Source organism: Arthrobacter sp. CAN_A2 (assembly GCF_015752045.1).
Lineage (GTDB): Bacteria > Actinomycetota > Actinomycetes > Actinomycetales > Micrococcaceae > Arthrobacter_D.
Genome location: NZ_JADOUS010000005.1, coordinates 115,990 through 130,769, shown reverse-complemented (window position 1 = coordinate 130,769; position 14,780 = coordinate 115,990). Strand labels below are relative to the sequence as shown.

The 14,780-nt window shown below is 69.5% G+C and carries 18 protein-coding genes and 3 tRNA genes; 14 read left to right on the top strand and 7 right to left on the bottom strand.

Translation table 11 applies throughout. The features are described 5' to 3' along the window. Positions 1-3: 3 nt before the first annotated feature. Positions 4-375, bottom strand: a complete 372-nt coding sequence (locus tag IWX63_RS07960; protein WP_334685729.1) for a metallopeptidase family protein — start codon at positions 373-375, stop codon at positions 4-6. 146 nt (positions 376-521) lie between these two features. Here IWX63_RS07960 and IWX63_RS07955 point away from each other — a divergent pair. The 14 genes from IWX63_RS07955 to IWX63_RS07890 all read left to right on the top strand — a co-directional run bounded on the left by IWX63_RS07955 (position 522) and on the right by IWX63_RS07890 (position 8,974). Then, positions 522-594 (top strand) — tRNA-Glu (locus IWX63_RS07955). A gap of 114 nt (positions 595-708) precedes the next feature. Beyond that, positions 709-782, top strand: a tRNA-Asp gene (locus IWX63_RS07950). 71 nt (positions 783-853) lie between these two features. Then, positions 854-926, top strand: a tRNA-Phe gene (locus IWX63_RS07945). A 123-nt stretch (positions 927-1,049) separates the two neighbouring features. Further along, positions 1,050-1,262 carry a hypothetical protein gene (locus IWX63_RS07940; protein WP_199277618.1) on the top strand — a complete coding sequence of 71 codons (213 nt, stop codon included), beginning with the start codon at positions 1,050-1,052 and terminating at the stop codon, positions 1,260-1,262. Between the two features lie 234 nt (positions 1,263-1,496). Next, positions 1,497-1,976, top strand: coding sequence for a hypothetical protein (locus IWX63_RS07935; protein ID WP_199277617.1), 480 nt, complete (start codon positions 1,497-1,499; stop codon positions 1,974-1,976). 64 nt (positions 1,977-2,040) lie between these two features. Further along, entirely contained in the window at positions 2,041-2,499 is a 459-nt protein-coding gene (locus tag IWX63_RS07930) for an Asp23/Gls24 family envelope stress response protein (protein WP_199277616.1), read from the top strand. 7 nt (positions 2,500-2,506) lie between these two features. Then, on the top strand, positions 2,507-2,698 hold the full coding sequence (locus tag IWX63_RS07925; RefSeq protein WP_199277615.1) for a DUF2273 domain-containing protein: 192 nt from the start codon (positions 2,507-2,509) through the stop codon (positions 2,696-2,698). Between the two features lie 44 nt (positions 2,699-2,742). Next, on the top strand, positions 2,743-3,123 hold the full coding sequence (locus IWX63_RS07920) for a hypothetical protein (RefSeq protein ID WP_199277801.1): 381 nt from the start codon (positions 2,743-2,745) through the stop codon (positions 3,121-3,123). Beyond that, positions 3,120-3,722 (top strand): DUF6286 domain-containing protein, encoded by a 603-nt coding sequence (locus tag IWX63_RS07915; RefSeq protein WP_199277614.1) that lies wholly within the window; start codon positions 3,120-3,122, stop codon positions 3,720-3,722. The genes IWX63_RS07920 and IWX63_RS07915 overlap by 4 nt, the downstream gene beginning before the upstream one ends. After that, entirely contained in the window at positions 3,719-4,378 is a 660-nt protein-coding gene (locus tag IWX63_RS07910; RefSeq protein ID WP_199277613.1) for a hypothetical protein, read from the top strand. Before IWX63_RS07915 ends, IWX63_RS07910 begins: the two co-directional genes overlap by 4 nt. Positions 4,379-4,548: 170 nt before the next feature. Continuing rightward, entirely contained in the window at positions 4,549-5,895 is a 1,347-nt protein-coding gene (locus IWX63_RS07905; RefSeq protein WP_199277612.1) for an ABC transporter substrate-binding protein, read from the top strand. Between the two features lie 140 nt (positions 5,896-6,035). Continuing rightward, complete coding sequence (locus IWX63_RS07900) at positions 6,036-7,001, top strand: carbohydrate ABC transporter permease (protein ID WP_199277611.1); 966 nt, start codon at positions 6,036-6,038, stop codon at positions 6,999-7,001. Further along, on the top strand, positions 6,998-7,960 hold the full coding sequence (locus tag IWX63_RS07895) for a carbohydrate ABC transporter permease (RefSeq protein WP_199277610.1): 963 nt from the start codon (positions 6,998-7,000) through the stop codon (positions 7,958-7,960). The genes IWX63_RS07900 and IWX63_RS07895 overlap by 4 nt, the downstream gene beginning before the upstream one ends. A 3-nt stretch (positions 7,961-7,963) precedes the next feature. Further along, positions 7,964-8,974 carry a LacI family DNA-binding transcriptional regulator gene (locus IWX63_RS07890; protein WP_199277609.1) on the top strand — a complete coding sequence of 337 codons (1,011 nt, stop codon included), beginning with the start codon at positions 7,964-7,966 and terminating at the stop codon, positions 8,972-8,974. Between the two features lie 61 nt (positions 8,975-9,035). Here the strand turns inward: IWX63_RS07890 and IWX63_RS07885 are convergent, their stop codons facing one another. The 6 genes from IWX63_RS07885 to IWX63_RS07860 all read right to left on the bottom strand — a co-directional run bounded on the left by IWX63_RS07885 (position 9,036) and on the right by IWX63_RS07860 (position 14,776). After that, positions 9,036-9,875, bottom strand: a complete 840-nt coding sequence (locus IWX63_RS07885; RefSeq protein ID WP_199277800.1) for a hypothetical protein — start codon at positions 9,873-9,875, stop codon at positions 9,036-9,038. A gap of 5 nt (positions 9,876-9,880) precedes the next feature. After that, positions 9,881-10,690: an exodeoxyribonuclease III gene (locus IWX63_RS07880; RefSeq protein WP_199277608.1), complete on the bottom strand. Its 810-nt coding sequence runs from the start codon at positions 10,688-10,690 to the stop codon at positions 9,881-9,883. Positions 10,691-10,716: 26 nt separating this feature from the next. Next, on the bottom strand, positions 10,717-11,541 hold the full coding sequence (gene nadE / locus IWX63_RS07875) for an ammonia-dependent NAD(+) synthetase (RefSeq protein ID WP_199277607.1): 825 nt from the start codon (positions 11,539-11,541) through the stop codon (positions 10,717-10,719). Positions 11,542-11,652: 111 nt separating this feature from the next. Beyond that, on the bottom strand, positions 11,653-12,651 hold the full coding sequence (locus IWX63_RS07870; RefSeq protein ID WP_199277606.1) for a sugar phosphate isomerase/epimerase family protein: 999 nt from the start codon (positions 12,649-12,651) through the stop codon (positions 11,653-11,655). Beyond that, positions 12,648-13,871 (bottom strand): Gfo/Idh/MocA family protein, encoded by a 1,224-nt coding sequence (locus tag IWX63_RS07865; RefSeq protein ID WP_199277605.1) that lies wholly within the window; start codon positions 13,869-13,871, stop codon positions 12,648-12,650. Before IWX63_RS07865 ends, IWX63_RS07870 begins: the two co-directional genes overlap by 4 nt. Next, positions 13,868-14,776, bottom strand: coding sequence for a sugar phosphate isomerase/epimerase family protein (locus IWX63_RS07860; protein ID WP_334685728.1), 909 nt, complete (start codon positions 14,774-14,776; stop codon positions 13,868-13,870). Before IWX63_RS07860 ends, IWX63_RS07865 begins: the two co-directional genes overlap by 4 nt. Positions 14,777-14,780 lie beyond the last annotated feature (4 nt).

Here is a 14,780-nt window from a genome sequence, read left to right as displayed (position 1 = left end):
CCGTCAGCCCCATCCGAGCTGGTGGAGCCGGTCGTCGTCGATCCCGAAGTGGTGCGCGATCTCGTGGACCACGGTCACCAGGATCTCCTCGACGAGCTCCTCGCGGTCCTCGCACAGGCGCATGAGGGGCCCGCGGAAGATGCTGATGCGGTCGGGCAGCGACCCGGCGCCCCACCAGGAGTCCCGTTCGGTCAGCGGGGTGCCCTCGTACAGGCCCAGCAGTTCGGTGTCGGCGGGCTCGCCCGGGTGCGGCTCGTACTCCTCCATCACGAAGATCGCCACGTTGTCCATGGCGCGCGCGAGGTCGTCGGGGATGCGGTCGATCGCGTCGTCGACGGCGTCCTCGAATTCCTGACGCGAGATCTCGAACGGCACGCCCTGATCGTACCGACTCCGGCCACAGGCGGAGATTTTGTGTAAAGACGGATGTGCATCTATAGTTCTATAGGTCCACGACAGGGAATGATCCGCCGGAAATGCTCGCCCTCCGGGAGGTCGCAGGAACCCGAACCGTGGTCCAGGCCCCCATCGTCTAGCGGCCTAGGACACCGCCCTTTCACGGCGGCGGCACGGGTTCGAATCCCGTTGGGGGTACGCATGAGATGCCCTCACGGGCGGTCAACCGGGACGAAAAGTGCTGGTAGGCTGGAACTCTTGCAAAAACAGCAAGTGAAGTAAGCAGTGAAGTGCGCAAGACGAAGTTTGCAAGGCCCTGTAGCGCAGTTGGTTAGCGCGCCGCCCTGTCACGGCGGAGGTCGCGGGTTCAAGTCCCGTCAGGGTCGCTCAGGCGGCCGGATCCCCTCGGGGAAGCCGGCCCGGCTGGATACGGTGACCATCTGCACGATGGTCGCGAGGCTCTGTAGCTCAGTTGGTAGAGCGTTCGACTGAAAATCGAGAGGTCACCGGATCGACGCCGGTCGGAGCCACCGCTGAAACCCCGCAGTTCCCCACGGAACGCGGGGTTTTCTCGTATGTGCGCCACGCCGGGGTGAATCCTCCCCGCCGCGGCGCCGACCGTCGCGGCGACGCTCGACGCAGCGACCCGCACGGTGCGGGTCGATGCTTCGGATGACACCGGACTGTCGCGCATCGAGTACTCGCTCAACCGCAACAGCGGCTCGTTCGAGACGTACGTGGGCCCCATCGCCATCGGGGACCGGGCGGCCACCGTCTACGTCCGTGCCGTCGATGCCGCGGGCAACGTGAGTGCTGTCGTCAGCGAGAAGTTCCTGCCGTCGAAGGCGAAGGGCGGCAAGCGCTGACCGTCGTGTCCGGCGGGGAAGGGCATCGCCGGCCTGTTCGGCGGTGCCCTTCCTCTTCCCAGCCAACGCCGGGGTTCCGCCCTTAGCATTGCGGCGGGGCCGGACCGGTCGTGTCCGGGACTGCGGTGCGAGCGCGTCCTGACCAGGCCACGTTGCCCGGGGGAACCATCAGGGATAGATCCGGGGTCACCGCGCGTTGGACCTCCGGCATCGCACCGAGACGAAAGGACACCAGTGAGACTCCTGTCTTCCGCTGTCGGGTTGTGCACCCTCGCGCTGGTCCTGTCCGGGTGCGGCCAGGGTGATCCGTCTCCCGCCGAGACGATGCTGACGATGCCGGCCAGCCCGTCCCCGCAGCCGGGCACGGCCGCGCCCTCCCAGGACCCGGCGGCGGCGCTCCAGGGTGCGGCCGGAGCGACGGCGGCCCCCGAGACCTCCCACCACTGCGTGATCGTCGCCGGCGGCGTCACCACCGCCATGCTCGCGCCGCTGACCCTGCGCTCCAGCTCGGACCCCGACGAGCTGCAGGCCCTCGAGCAGCAGATCCTCGACCTCCGTGACAAGGTGCCCGGGGACCTGCACGACGACTTCACCATGCTCGCGCTGTCCGTCGAGGCGCCTCCCCGGGGCTCGGGTGCGTTCGACGAGAAGGCGTTCCGGCGAGCCATGGTCCCGGTGCAGGATTGGCTCGGACGGCACTGCACTCACCCCTGACAGGGCGGTCGCAGCGGCCGGACCGTGGCTTAGGCTTGGGCACGAGTGAAAGGGGCGTTCTCCGATGATCGACCAACCCACGGGCCGGCAACTGCCCGTCCCCCAGGATGCGCCGGTCGGGAGGACCGTGATCGGCGATGCCGCAGCAGCGAAGATCGCCGCCATCGCGGCCCGGGCGGTTCCGGGCGTCCACGCGCTGGGCCCCGGCAGCGGACGCGCCCTGGGGGCCATCCGCGACGCCGTCGGCGCCAACGACCTCTCCCACGGCGTCAAGGTCGAGGTCGGCCAGACGCAGCTCGCGGTCGACGTCAGCCTCGTCGCCTCCTACGGGTTCGCGCTGAACGCGCTCGCCGATGCCGTCCGAGCAGCCGTGTACGAGGCCCTGACGGAGCTCGTGGGGCTCGAGGTCATCGAGGTGAACGTCGAGATCCTCGACGTCCACCTGCCCGCGCCGGCCGAACAGAAGACCGTGGAGCGCGTCCACCCCGCGGGTTCCACCCAGATCCCGCAGCCGCTCGAGTGAGGCACCCATGAACCCCACCATCGTCGGCATGGCCGCCGGAGCCGTCCTCGCCTTCGCGGCGCTGATCTTCGGCTTCTGGGGCTTCCTCCTCACGCTCGTCCTGGTGCTCTGCGGTGCCGTCGTCGGGCGCATCATCGAGGGCAAGCTCGATCTGCGCGGCGTCGTCGACGCCCTGTCCGGCCGCCGCTCGTCGTCGTGACCACCGAGCCCATCCCGGCGCGCCTCCCCAAGCACATCCAGCCGCTGGCGGCCGTCCCCGGGCATCCTCCCGGAGTGTCCCTCGCCGGCCACAACCGCATCACCACGCAGGCGCTCACCAGCACGGCGCGGGCGGTCGCCGCCGACGTGCTGGGGGTTCCTCCCGTGCAGGTCCGGGCGTCCTTCGCCGACGACCGGGGCCTGCTCGCGCTCACCCTCGCCCTGCCCCTGCCCGTGCCGCCGCTGTCGCGGGTGGCCGGGGATCCCGACGTCGTCGGGACGTTCGGCGGTCCCCTGTGGGCTCGCGCCGAGGCTGCGCGGTCCCCGATCCTCGAGCGGGTCCAGGAGCTCACAGGGACGCGGTTGAGCCGTGTGGACATCCGCATCATCGGCAGCACCGTCACCAAGGGGGCGAGGGTCCTGTGAGCGTCGATCCACCCGACCGGTCGACGCCGTCGAGCACCGCGCGCCTCGTGCGCCGGGAGTTGCACTCCTCCCGTGCCGCGGCCTCGGTGGTGACCGGCGCCCTGCTGATCGTGGGCTGCCTCGTCCTGCTGTTCGAGGCCGTCCTGCAGGCCGTGGGGGACGAGCCGTTCCTGCTCGACCTGGAGGCCGCGGCAGCATGGCTCGGCGCCCTGCCCGACGGCGTGCCCGCGTCCCTGCTCGGTGCCGGTTCCTTCCTGCTGCTCGTCGTCGGCTCGCTGCTGGTCCTGCTCGCGGTGCTGCCGGGCAGGCGGGCCCGCTACGCCATCCCGGACGAACGCGCGGCCGTCGTCGTCGACGCCGAGGTGGTTGCATCGTCGCTCGCCCGCAGTGCGCGGGTCGCCGCAGGGGTGGGGCCGGAGCAGGTCCTCGTCACGGTGGGACGCACCTCGGTGACGGTGCAGGTCCGGCCGACGTCCGGGATCCCGGTAGACGCGGACGCCATCCGCGCCGCGGTGGCGGACGACCTCCGGCGATCGAGTGTCGACCCCGAACCGCGGATCGCCGTCGTCGTGGCGGAGTCGGGGGTGATCGGGCAATGAATACGACACCGCGGGGGCTCAACCGCCTGCTCCTCGCCGTCGTCGGGCTCCTCGCCGCCGCGGCCGGGGCCGCCGGACTCGCGCTCCTGACCGTGCCCGCCGTCGCCTCCTGGTGGGCCTCCGCGGCGCCGCGGGTCGGCGAGGCCGTCGACGATACCCGGACGCGGACCACCCTCGACGGCCAGGACGACACCTGGTTGTGGCTGGCGCTGGCAGCGGCCCTGCTGCTGCTGATCGTGCTGCTCGTCCTCTGGATCACCGCGCAGGGAAGGGGGCGCACGGGCATCTTCGCATCGATGGACGAAGCCCGCCCTGCCTCGACCGGCCGGAGCCGCGGGACGACAGGCACCGGTACGGCCGATGCCGCCGGGACGGTGACGATCACGGCCGCGGCGGCCGAGCAGGCACTCAGGGCGGCGCTCCTGGAACGTTCGGATCTCGCCGCTGCCTCCGTCACCACGTGGATGATCCGGGGTGTCCCGAGCCTGTGCGTGCGGGTGTTCCCCCGCAAGGGCGTGCCCGCGTACGCGGTCGCAGCCGAGGTCTCCCGTCTCGTCGAGGCACTGGACCGGGTCACCGGCTATCGCACGCCGGTGCTGATCAGTATCCGATCCGGCGCGAGGGTCCACTTCTCGCGGTCGGACCGCGTCGCCTGAGCCGTGAAGTGGGTCACAATTTGGTATCGAAAACCGTAATGGGCCTACAGGCATCATGTAAGCGCTTACTGTTGCGATACCAATCAGTGAGGCGGAACATCCTCGGGTCCTGGCGCGTCCAGCCGTAGACCCGTCCGTGGACGGACCGCCAGACAAAGGAGTCTGTTTCAATGGCGACTATTCGCTCAAGGAAATTCGTGCTGCCCGTCGCAGCACTCAGTGTTTCCCTCCTCGCTCTCGCCGGCTGTGGTTCGGAAGGCTCGGACAGCGCGGGAGGATCGGGCGACGCGGACTGCGCCGCCTACGAGTCCTACGGGACCTTCGACAACGCCGAGGTCAGCGTCTACTCGACGATCGTCGACGTCGAGGCGGAGCGGCTCGAGGAGTCCTGGGCGGACTTCTCCGAGTGCACCGGCGTCGAGGTGGCCTATGAGGGCTCCAAGGAGTTCGAGACGCAGATCGGCGTGCGGGCCCAGGGTGGCACCGCTCCCGACCTCGCCATCTTCCCGCAGCCCGGCCTCCTGGCCGACCAGGCCTCGAACCTCAAGCCTGCACCGCAGGCCGTCTCGGATCTCGTCGACGAGAACTGGTCCGCGGACTGGAAGAAGTACGGAACGGTGGACGGCACTTTCTACGCCGCGCCCATGCTCGCCAACGTGAAGGGCTACGTCTGGTACGTGCCGGCCACGTTCGAGGAGAAGGGCTGGGAGGTCCCCACCACCTGGGACGAGATGACCGAACTGTCCGAGAAGATCGCCGGCGAGGGGGAGATGAAGCCCTGGTGCGCCGGCTTCGAGTCCGGTGAGGCCACCGGATGGCCGGGCACCGACTGGGTGGAGGACGCCGTCCTGCGCGAACACGGCCCCGAGGTGTACGACCAGTGGGTCGCGCACGAGATCCCGTTCAACGATCCCAAGATCGTCGATTCCTTCGACCGCGTGGGCGACATCCTGAAGAACGACGCGTACGTCAACGGCGGTTTCGGTGATGTCCGTTCGATCCTCTCGACACCGTTCGCCGAGGCCGGCCAGCCCGTCCTGGACGGCCAGTGTGCCATGCACCACCAGGCGTCCTTCCAGGCCGCGAACTGGCCCGAGGGGACCGCCGTCGCCGAGGACGGCGACGTCTGGGCCTTCATGACCCCGCCGATCGACGCATCCCAGGGTACGGCCATCACGGGCGGCGGCGAATTGATCGGCGCCTACGCGGACCGTCCCGAGGTGCAGGCACTGCAGACGTTCCTCGCGAGCGCCGAGTTCGCCAACGCCCGCGTCGCCCAGGGAGGTGCGATCAGCGCGAACAAGGGACTCGATCCCGCGGTCGCCACGTCGGACCTGGACCGCCAGTCCATCGAGCTGCTGCAGGACCCCAACACGGTCTTCCGCTTCGACGGATCCGACCTGATGCCGGGCGCCGTCGGCGCCAACTCCTTCTGGAGCGGCATCGTCAACTGGATCAACGGCTCCTCGACCGAGGAAGTCACGCAGACCGTCGAGGACAGCTGGCCCGCTTCCTAGGCAGGTAGCAGCGGGCACGCCGACCGGCCGGTCGGGGTGCCCGCGGACCTCCGGTGGAGCAGGGAGGACCGTGCATCGCGGTCCTCCCTGCCCCACCGCCTCCCCATTCACTTTCAGAAAGCACGCCAGGAGGCTGGGCTGTGGAAGAAATTGCAGACAAAGGTTTACAGGTGGTGGTGGGCCTCGCCGTCTTCGCCGCGATCATCGGGATCATCATGCTCCTGGTGGACAGGGCTCCCAAGAGCGGGCGTGAGAAGGTCCAGATCGCGGGCTTCCTGGCGCCGGCCCTGCTCCTGCTCGCCGTCGGGCTCGTGTTCCCGGCGCTGCAGACCTCGTACCTCTCCCTGACCGGCCGGAACGGCGAATTCGTGGGTCTCGACAACTTCGTCTGGATGTTCACGCAGCCGGAGGCGCTGGTCACCCTGCGCAACACCGTCATCTGGGTGGTCCTCGTGCCCCTGCTGGCATCCTCGATCGGCCTGGCCTACGCCGTGTTCATCGACCGGGCCCGCGGGGAGAGGGCGCTGAAGGCGCTGGTCTTCATGCCCATGGCGATCTCCTTCGTCGGCGCCGGCATCATCTGGCGGTTCGTCTACGCCTACAAGGGCCCCGAGCAGGATCAGATCGGCCTGTTCAACCAGATCCTGGTGTGGTTCGGCCAGGAGCCGAAGCAGTTCCTGCTCGATGCACCCGAGAACACCCTGTTCCTGATCGCGGTCATGATCTGGATCCAGACCGGCTTCGCGATGGTGGTGCTGTCGGCCGCCATCAAGGGCATCCCCACCGAGATCGTGGAAGCCGCACGGCTCGACGGCGCGAGCGCATGGCAGCAGTTCCGCAACGTCACCATCCCGACGATCCGGGGCTCGCTGATCGTCGTCGTCACCACCATCACGATCGGCACGCTCAAGGTGTTCGACATCGTGCGGACCATGACCGCGGGGCAGTACGAGACGTCCGTCGTCGCCAACGAGATGTACACCCAGGCCTTCCGGGCGGGTGAGCCGGGCCGTGGAGCCGCCCTGGCCCTGGTCCTGTTCCTCATGGTGCTGCCGGTGGTCGTGTACAACGCCCGGCTTCTCCGCAAGCAGAAGGAAATCCGATGAGCACGCTCCCCCTCGAGAACAAGGACCTCCTGCCGGACGCCGAGGACGACACCACCCGGGGCCGTCCCACCATGCAGAAGCGGGTCAGGCAGCGCCTGACCTCCCGCACCGCGACGGCGGCCGCCGTCATCATCGCCGTCATCTGGACCATCCCGACCTTCGGCCTGTTCATCTCGTCCTTCCGGCCCGAGGACAACATCAAGGGCAACGGCTGGTGGAACGTGTTCACCGACCGCCAGTTGACGCTGGAGAACTACGCGGACGTCCTCAGCCCCGGCGGGAGCCAGTCCCCGAACCTGTTGTCGTACTTCGTCAACTCACTGGCGATCGTGATCCCCGGGACCATCTTCACGCTGGTCCTCGGGTCGATGGCGGCCTACATGTTCGCCTGGGGTCGCTTCCGCGGCAAGGACAGTCTTTTCATCTTCGTCTTCGCCCTCCAGATCGTGCCCCTGCAGATGGCGCTGATCCCGCTCCTGCAGCTCTTCACGCGGGTCCTGACGTTCGGCGATTTCCAGCTGTTGCCCAGCGGCACCTACGCGCAGCTCTGGGTCGCCCACACGATCTTCGGCCTGCCGCTGGCGATCTTCCTCCTGCACAACTTCATCGCGGAGATCCCGGGAGAGGTGATCGAGGCCGCCCGGGTGGACGGCGCGAGCCACAGCACCATCTTCTGGCGGATCATCATCCCGCTCGCCACGCCCGCCCTGGCCTCCTTCGGTATCTTCCAGTTCCTGTGGCTGTGGAACGACCTCCTGGTGGCCCTCGTCTTCTCGGGCGGCGGGGCCGACGTCGCCCCCATCACCCAGCGCCTCGCCGAGCTCCAGGGCTCACGGGGCGGTGAGTGGCAGCGGTTGACGGCAGGGGCCTTCGTCTCGATGATCATCCCGCTCGCCGTGTTCTTCGGGCTCCAGCGGTACTTCGTGCGGGGCCTGCTGGCCGGTGGTTTGAAGGGCTGACCCGTGACAAGCATCGACGACGTCGCGTCGGCCCTCGGGGTCTCGACGGCCACGGTCTCCCGTGCGCTGCGTGGGCTGCCGGGCGTCGCCGAGGAGACCCGGGCGCGGGTCACCTCCACGGCGAAGAGGCTCGGCTACGTCCCGTCATCGGCCGCCTCGGGCCTCGCCTCGGGCCGCACCATGGCGATGGGCGTGCTCGTCCCGGTGATCGACCGCTGGTACTTCTCCGCCGTCCTGGAAGGTGTGGATCGTCAACTGCGCGGGGCCGGGTACGACCTCATCGTCTTCAGCCTCGGTGGTGCGGGCGTGAACCGGGACCGGGTGTTCCACCGATCCATCCTCCGCAAGCGCATCGACGCGCTGCTGGTCATGTGCATGCATCTCACCGAGGACGAGCGGACGGCCGTCCAGCAACTGGAGTACCCGAACATCGTGGTGGGCGGCGCGGTCGAGGGTGTCCGGCACGTCGGGATCGACGACGCCCGCGCGGCACGGGACGCGGTGGAGTACCTGATCGGGCTCGGCCACACGCGGATCGCCCATATGCGGGGCGGGGGGTCCTTCGACATCGACTTCGAGGTGCCGCGCCTCCGCGAGCAGGCCTTCCAGCAGACCATGACGGACCACGGGCTGATCGTTCGCGAGGACTGGTCGGCGTTCGGCGACTTCCGCTTCGCCACCTCCCGTGTGTCGGCCCTGAAGCTGCTCGCCGATCCGGCGGACCGGCCGACGGCGGTGTTCTGCTCCTCCGACGAGATGGCGTTCGGCGTCCTGAAGGCCGCGGCCGAGCTCGGTGTCGCCGTGCCGGGCGAGCTGTCCGTGATCGGCATCGACGACCACGAGTTCTCCGAACCCATGGGCCTGACCACCATCCGTCAGGATCCCGAGGACCAGGGCGCCTACGCGGCGGACATCCTGCTCGGGGAGCTGCTGCGCAACGAGCCGGCGGACTATCCGCCCTCGCGGCCCCACACGCTCATCGAGCGGGAGACGACCGGACCGGTCAGGGCCTGAGGCGCCGGCCCGTCATCGGCGCACGCCCGCGCAGGGTGGAGGCGCCGCTCCTCCGCCGGGGTCAGGAGGCTCGCGCGAGCTGGCGGATCGGGATCCACCGCGACGCGAGGCGCCGGTAGGACGCGGCGGCGCCCATCATGTCGGCCTCGGCCAGACTCTCGATCCCGAGGCGCACATCCATGGGTGAGTCGTCCGGGAACACGCGGTCGGCGACCGGCCCGTAGTCGACCTCGACGACGGCGTCCCGCCGGAAGATCTCGAGCCACTCGACGATATCCGTGAGCTCGTCCAGCAGGTCCATCTCCGGGGCGCCGACGGCCAGCTGGGCGACCGAGCGGCGCCCGCGGTCGATGCAGTCACCGATCCGCGCCGTGATCCGGACCGTGCTCACCCGGCCGTCGTCCTCGACGACCTCGGTGAGGTCGTCCTCGTGGATCAGGGCGAACCACGCGAAGGGCACACCCCACGTCGCCGACCGCGTGTACAGCTTCGCAACCGAATCGGCGAAGGTGTCCGGGTCCAGCCGGGCCTGGTGCGCCTCACGGGCGATCTCCGGCACGAGGACGTCGATCAGGGGTCCGCGCAGGCTCTGGTCCAGGGACTCGGCGGCGAGCGTGGTGCGGACGGCGAGCTGGTTGGGGCAGTAGTAGGGCGTCGTCGTCCCGTTCAGGCTGGGGAAGTGGGTGACCCGCACGAGGTCGGACTCGTGATGCGGGAAGGGGTCCGAGACGGTGCGCAGGATGCGCCGCAGCGACTGCTCGTGCTCCATCTCCTCGGTCAGTTCCCGCTCGCGCGCCCGCTGTTCGAGGATGGCCAGCTGCTGGGCGTCGGAGAAGGCGTCGAGGGGCTCGTAGACGCGGAGATAGGAGACGTACGGGAACGGCCGGATGACACGGCCCATGCGGCTCACGGCCCGCTGAGTTCCACGACGACGGGGGCGTGATCCGAGGCGCCCTTGCCCTTGCGCTCTTCCCGGTCCACGAAGGCGCCGGTCGCACGGGCGGCCAGGGCGGGGGATCCGAGGACGAAGTCGATGCGCATGCCCTCCTTCTTCGGGAAGCGGAGCTGCTTGTAGTCCCAGTAGGTGTAGAGGCCGGGGCCGGGGGTGAAGGGCCGCGCGAGATCGGCGAAACCGGAGTCGAGGAAGGCCTGGAACGCGGCGCGCTCGGCCGGGCTGACGTGGGTATAGCCGCCGTCGACGAACAGGTCGATGTCCCAGACGTCGTCGTCCTGCGGGGCGATGTTCCAGTCGCCCATCAGGGCGATCTGCGCATCGGGGTCGTCGGAGATCCACTGCTGCGCGTGCCCGCGGAGGGTGTCCAGCCAGTCGATCTTGTACGGCATGTGCGGGTCGTCGAGCGCCCGCCCGTTCGGTACGTACAGGCTCCAGACCCGCACCCCGCCGCACGTCGCCGCGATGGCCCGAGCCTCCTGCACCTCGTCGGCGCCCGGCTTGCCGAAGGGGGGTTGGCCGGGGAAGGTCCGCTCGACGTCGTCGAGGCCCACGCGTGACGCGATCGCGACGCCGTTCCACTGGCTCAGGCCGAAGTGCGCCACCTCGAAGCCGCTGTTCTCGAACAACTCCCAGGGGAAGTTGTCGTCCTTGCACTTCGTCTCCTGGATGGCCAGGACATCGACGTCGGACCTGTTCAGCCAGGCTTCGACGCGGTCGGCGCGGGCACGGAGGGAATTGACGTTCCAGGTGGCGATCTTCACGCCCCCTACGTTACCAACGGTGCCCTTTACTCCCGCCACCACGAGTCGAACATGGTGACCGGCACCGCGCGCTTGTGCCGTGTGGTCCAGTAGCGGTGCTCGATGGCCTTGGCGGCATCGGTGTCGACCTCGCGGCCCTCGAGGTAGTCGTCGATCTGCTCGTACGTGAGGCCGAGCTCGTGCTCGTCGGCACGGCCTGGCAGCTCGTCCAGCAGGTCCGCCGTCGGGATCTTGTCGAAGAGCGCGGCCGGGGCTCCGAGTTCCTTCAGCACGGCGCGGTTCTGGCGCTTGTCGAGGCCGAAGAGCGGCAGCACGTCGGCTCCGCCGTCCCCGAACTTGGTGAAGAACCCGGTGACGGACTCGGCGCCGTGGTCCGTGCCGACGACGAGCAGGTTGTGCTGCCCGGCGATGGCGTACTGGGCCATCATGCGGGCACGGGCCTTCGCGTTGCCCTTGGTGAAGTCCGAGATGCTCTCGCCGGTGGTCTTCACGTACTCCTGCTGGATGCCGTCCACGGCGGGAGCCACGTTGAACACCTTCGAGGTGCGCGGCTGGATGAAGGCGAGGGCTGCCTGCGCATCCTCCTCGTCCTTCTGGACGTTGTAGGGCAGGCGGATGGCGATGAAATCGGCATCCGCCCCCTCGGAGCGCAGTTCGTCGACGGCGAGCTGGGCGAGCCTGCCCGCCAGGGTGGAGTCGAGCCCGCCGCTGATGCCGAGGACGAACCCGCGTGTGCCTGTGGACCGAACGTAGTCCTTCAGGAATCCGACCCTGCTGCGGACTTCCGCCGCCGGGTCGATGGTGGGCTTGACGCCCATTTCCTCGATGATCCGTGCCTGGAGTTCATGCATGATCCAAGGCTACTCCGCCTGCATTTCTACAAGGTTACGAAATGAGCGGAATCACACCGGCGGACGCCGCGCCGGGTGCAATCCCGGCGCGGCCGGACCGAAGCTGGGTCCCTACTGGCTGAAGGCGGCGTCGAAGGACGTCTCGGACGGCGCGAAGTCGAAGCGCCTCAAGAAGGCGAGGGCCTCGAGCGCCCCCTGCAGCCGGTCCATGCCGGCGTCCTCCCATTCCACGGAGATGGGACCGGCGTAGCCGATGGCCGTCAGCGCCCGGAAGCTGTCTTCCCAGGGCACGTCGCCGCGGCCCGTGGAGACGAAGTCCCAGCCGCGCCGCGGGTCCCCCCAGGGCAGGTGCGACGACATGATCCCGTTGCGCCCCCCGCCCATGCGCATCTTCGTGTCCTTGCAGTCCACGTGGTAGATGCGGTCCTTGAAGTCCGAGATGAAGGCCACCGGGTCTATCTGCTGCCACATGAAATGGCTCGGGTCCCAGTTGAGGCCGAAGGCGGGGCGGTGGCCGATGGCCTCGAGGGTGCGCTGCGTGGACCAGTAGTCGTAGGCGATCTCCGAGGGGTGGACCTCGTGCGCGAAGCGGACCCCGCACTCGTCGAAGACATCCAGGATGGGGTTCCAGCGGTCCGCGAAGTCCTGGTACCCGGCGTCGATCACGCCGGCGGGCACCGGCGGGAACATGGCCACGTACTGCCAGATCGAGGAGCCGGTGAAGCCGACGACGGTGTCCACGCCGAGCTTCTTCGCGAGGCGCGCGGTCAGCTTCATCTCCTCGGCGGCGCGCCGGCGCACGCCCTCGGGGTCGCCGTCGCCCCAGACCCGCGGTCCGACGATCGCCTCGTGGCGGAAGTCGATCGGGTTGTCGCAGACGGCCTGGCCCTTGAGGTGGTTCGAGATGGCCCAGACCTTCAGGCCGTTGCGTTCGAGGATGTCGAGCCGGTCCTGGATGTAGGCGTCGTCGTCCCAGCGCCAGGCGTCGAGGTGGTCGCCGGAGACGGCGATCTCGAGGCCGTCGTAGCCCCACTGGCCGGCGAGCTCGGCGACCTTCTCGAAGGGGAGGTCGGCCCACTGGCCGGTGAACAGGGTGAAATTGCGGGTCATGCGGTCTCCTTGGCAAGGGGGGTGGTCCACGGCTGGGTGTGGGCGGCCGAACCGACCTGGACGACGGCGCTCCGGGCCGCCGCGCTCTCCTCGACCGCGGCGAGGACGCGCTGGATCTGCAGTCCGGCCTCGAACGAGGGCTGGGGCGGCTCGCCCGTCCGGATGGAGGTGAGGAAGTCGCGGAGCTGGTGGGTGAAGGTGTGCTCCCACCCGATGATGTGGCCTGGGGGCCACCAGCCCTCGAGGTACGGGTGGCCGGGCTCGCTGACCAGGATGCGCCGGAAGCCCTGCTCCGTGACCGGCCCGGAGGCCTCCATGAACCACAGCTCGTTGAGGTTCTCGAGGTCGAAGCGGAGGGCACCGCGCTCGCCGAAGACCTCGATGCGCAGGCCGTTCTTCACCCCGGTCGCCATGCGAGAGACCTCGACGGTCGCCACGGCGCCCCCCGAGAGTTCCGCGGTGATCCAGGCGGCGTCGTCGACCGTCACCGGTTCCGGCCCATCCGCACCGGGGCGCCGCCCGACGAAGGTCCGCAGCCGGCCGGAGACCTCGGTGACCTCCTGGCCCGTGAGGAACTGCACCTGGTCGAGCGCGTGGGACGCGATGTCGCCCAAGGCCCCCGACCCCGCGGTCTCCCTGCGCAGACGCCAGGTCATGGGGGACTCGGGATCCGAGAGCCAGTCCTGCAGGTAGGCGACGCGCAGCTGGCGGATGGCGCCCAGCCGCCCGTCCGCGATGAGCGTCCGCGCGTGGGCGAGGGCCGGTATGCGCCGGTAGTTGAAGCCCACCATGGACTGGACGCCCCGCGCCCTCGCCGCTGCTGCGGCGGCCACCATCCCGGTGCCCTCGGCGATCGTGTTGGCGAGGGGTTTCTCCACGAGGACGTGCTTGCCCGCCTTCAGGGCCTCGATGGCGATCTCGGCGTGCAGATAGCCCGGCGTGCAGATGTCCACGATGTCGACGTCGTCGCGGTGGATCACCTCGCGCCAGTCGGTGGCCGAGCCCTCCCAGCCGTAGCGGGCCGCAGCGTCCGCGGCCTTCCCGGCGTCGCGGCCGACGACGACGCGCCGTGCGATGTCGGGGACGTCGAAGTGGCTGCCGACCGTCCGCCAGGCCGCCGAGTGCGCCTTGCCCATGAAGGCGTAGCCGATCATGGCGACGCCGAGGGGGCCGGGCCGGGCGCCGGTGGTGTCAGCGGGTGCGGGCACGGTGGTGGTCATGGGGTTTCTCCTTGTAGGGGTGCTGCGTCCCGGGGCCGGGAGGAATCCGCGCGGCGGAGGAAGCTCAGCCCATTCTCCGCCAACCGGTCCTGGGATACGGCCAGAGGGCGCCAGATGGCCGCGGCGGTGGCGATGCTGGCGTTGTACGAGGTGAAGCTCTCGATGTTCAGCGGGCCCTGGTATCCGACGTCGTCCAGGGCCCGGAACAGTCCGGGCCAGTCGGTCTGGTCCCCGCCCGGGGCGCCGCGGTCGTTGCCGCACACCTGCAGATGGACGAGGTCGTCGCCGGCCCTGCGGATGGCGTCGGGCGTGGATCGCTCCTCGATGTTGAGGTGATAGGTGTCCAGCGCCAGCCCGACGCCGTGGCCGAGGAGTGGTCCGATCGCCTCGATCGCCTGGCCCACCGTGTTGATGAGGGAGGTCTCGTACCGGTTGAGCGGTTCGATCCCCAGGACGACGCCGGCGCGGACGGCCGCCTCCGCCACAGGGGCGAGGTTCCGGCGCAGTTCCTCGTAGGCCTGCGCGCGTTCGGCGGAGTCCATGCGCCAGAGCCGGCCGGTGTGCGCATAGAAGGGACCGCACACCGTGGGTGCGCCGATGCCGCCCGCGAACGCGACGCAGCCGAGGAGGTACTGCTGGGTGCTCCGGATGGCGGCGTCGGGGGCGCCGACCAGGTTCCGGCCGGGCGCCATGGCCCCCACCACGTAGGGTTTCAGCCCCGTCTCCGCCAGGACGTCGCGGACCGCGTCCACCGTGAGGTCGCCGACGTTCTCGAGGGGCAGCTCGACGGCGTCGAAGCCCATGGCGGCGATCCGGCGCAGGAGGGGAGGCAGGTCCGCGTCCGTCAGCGGGGACGTCCAGACCCAGGTGTTGACGCCGATCGGGCGGACGTAGCCGGTGTCCACGGTC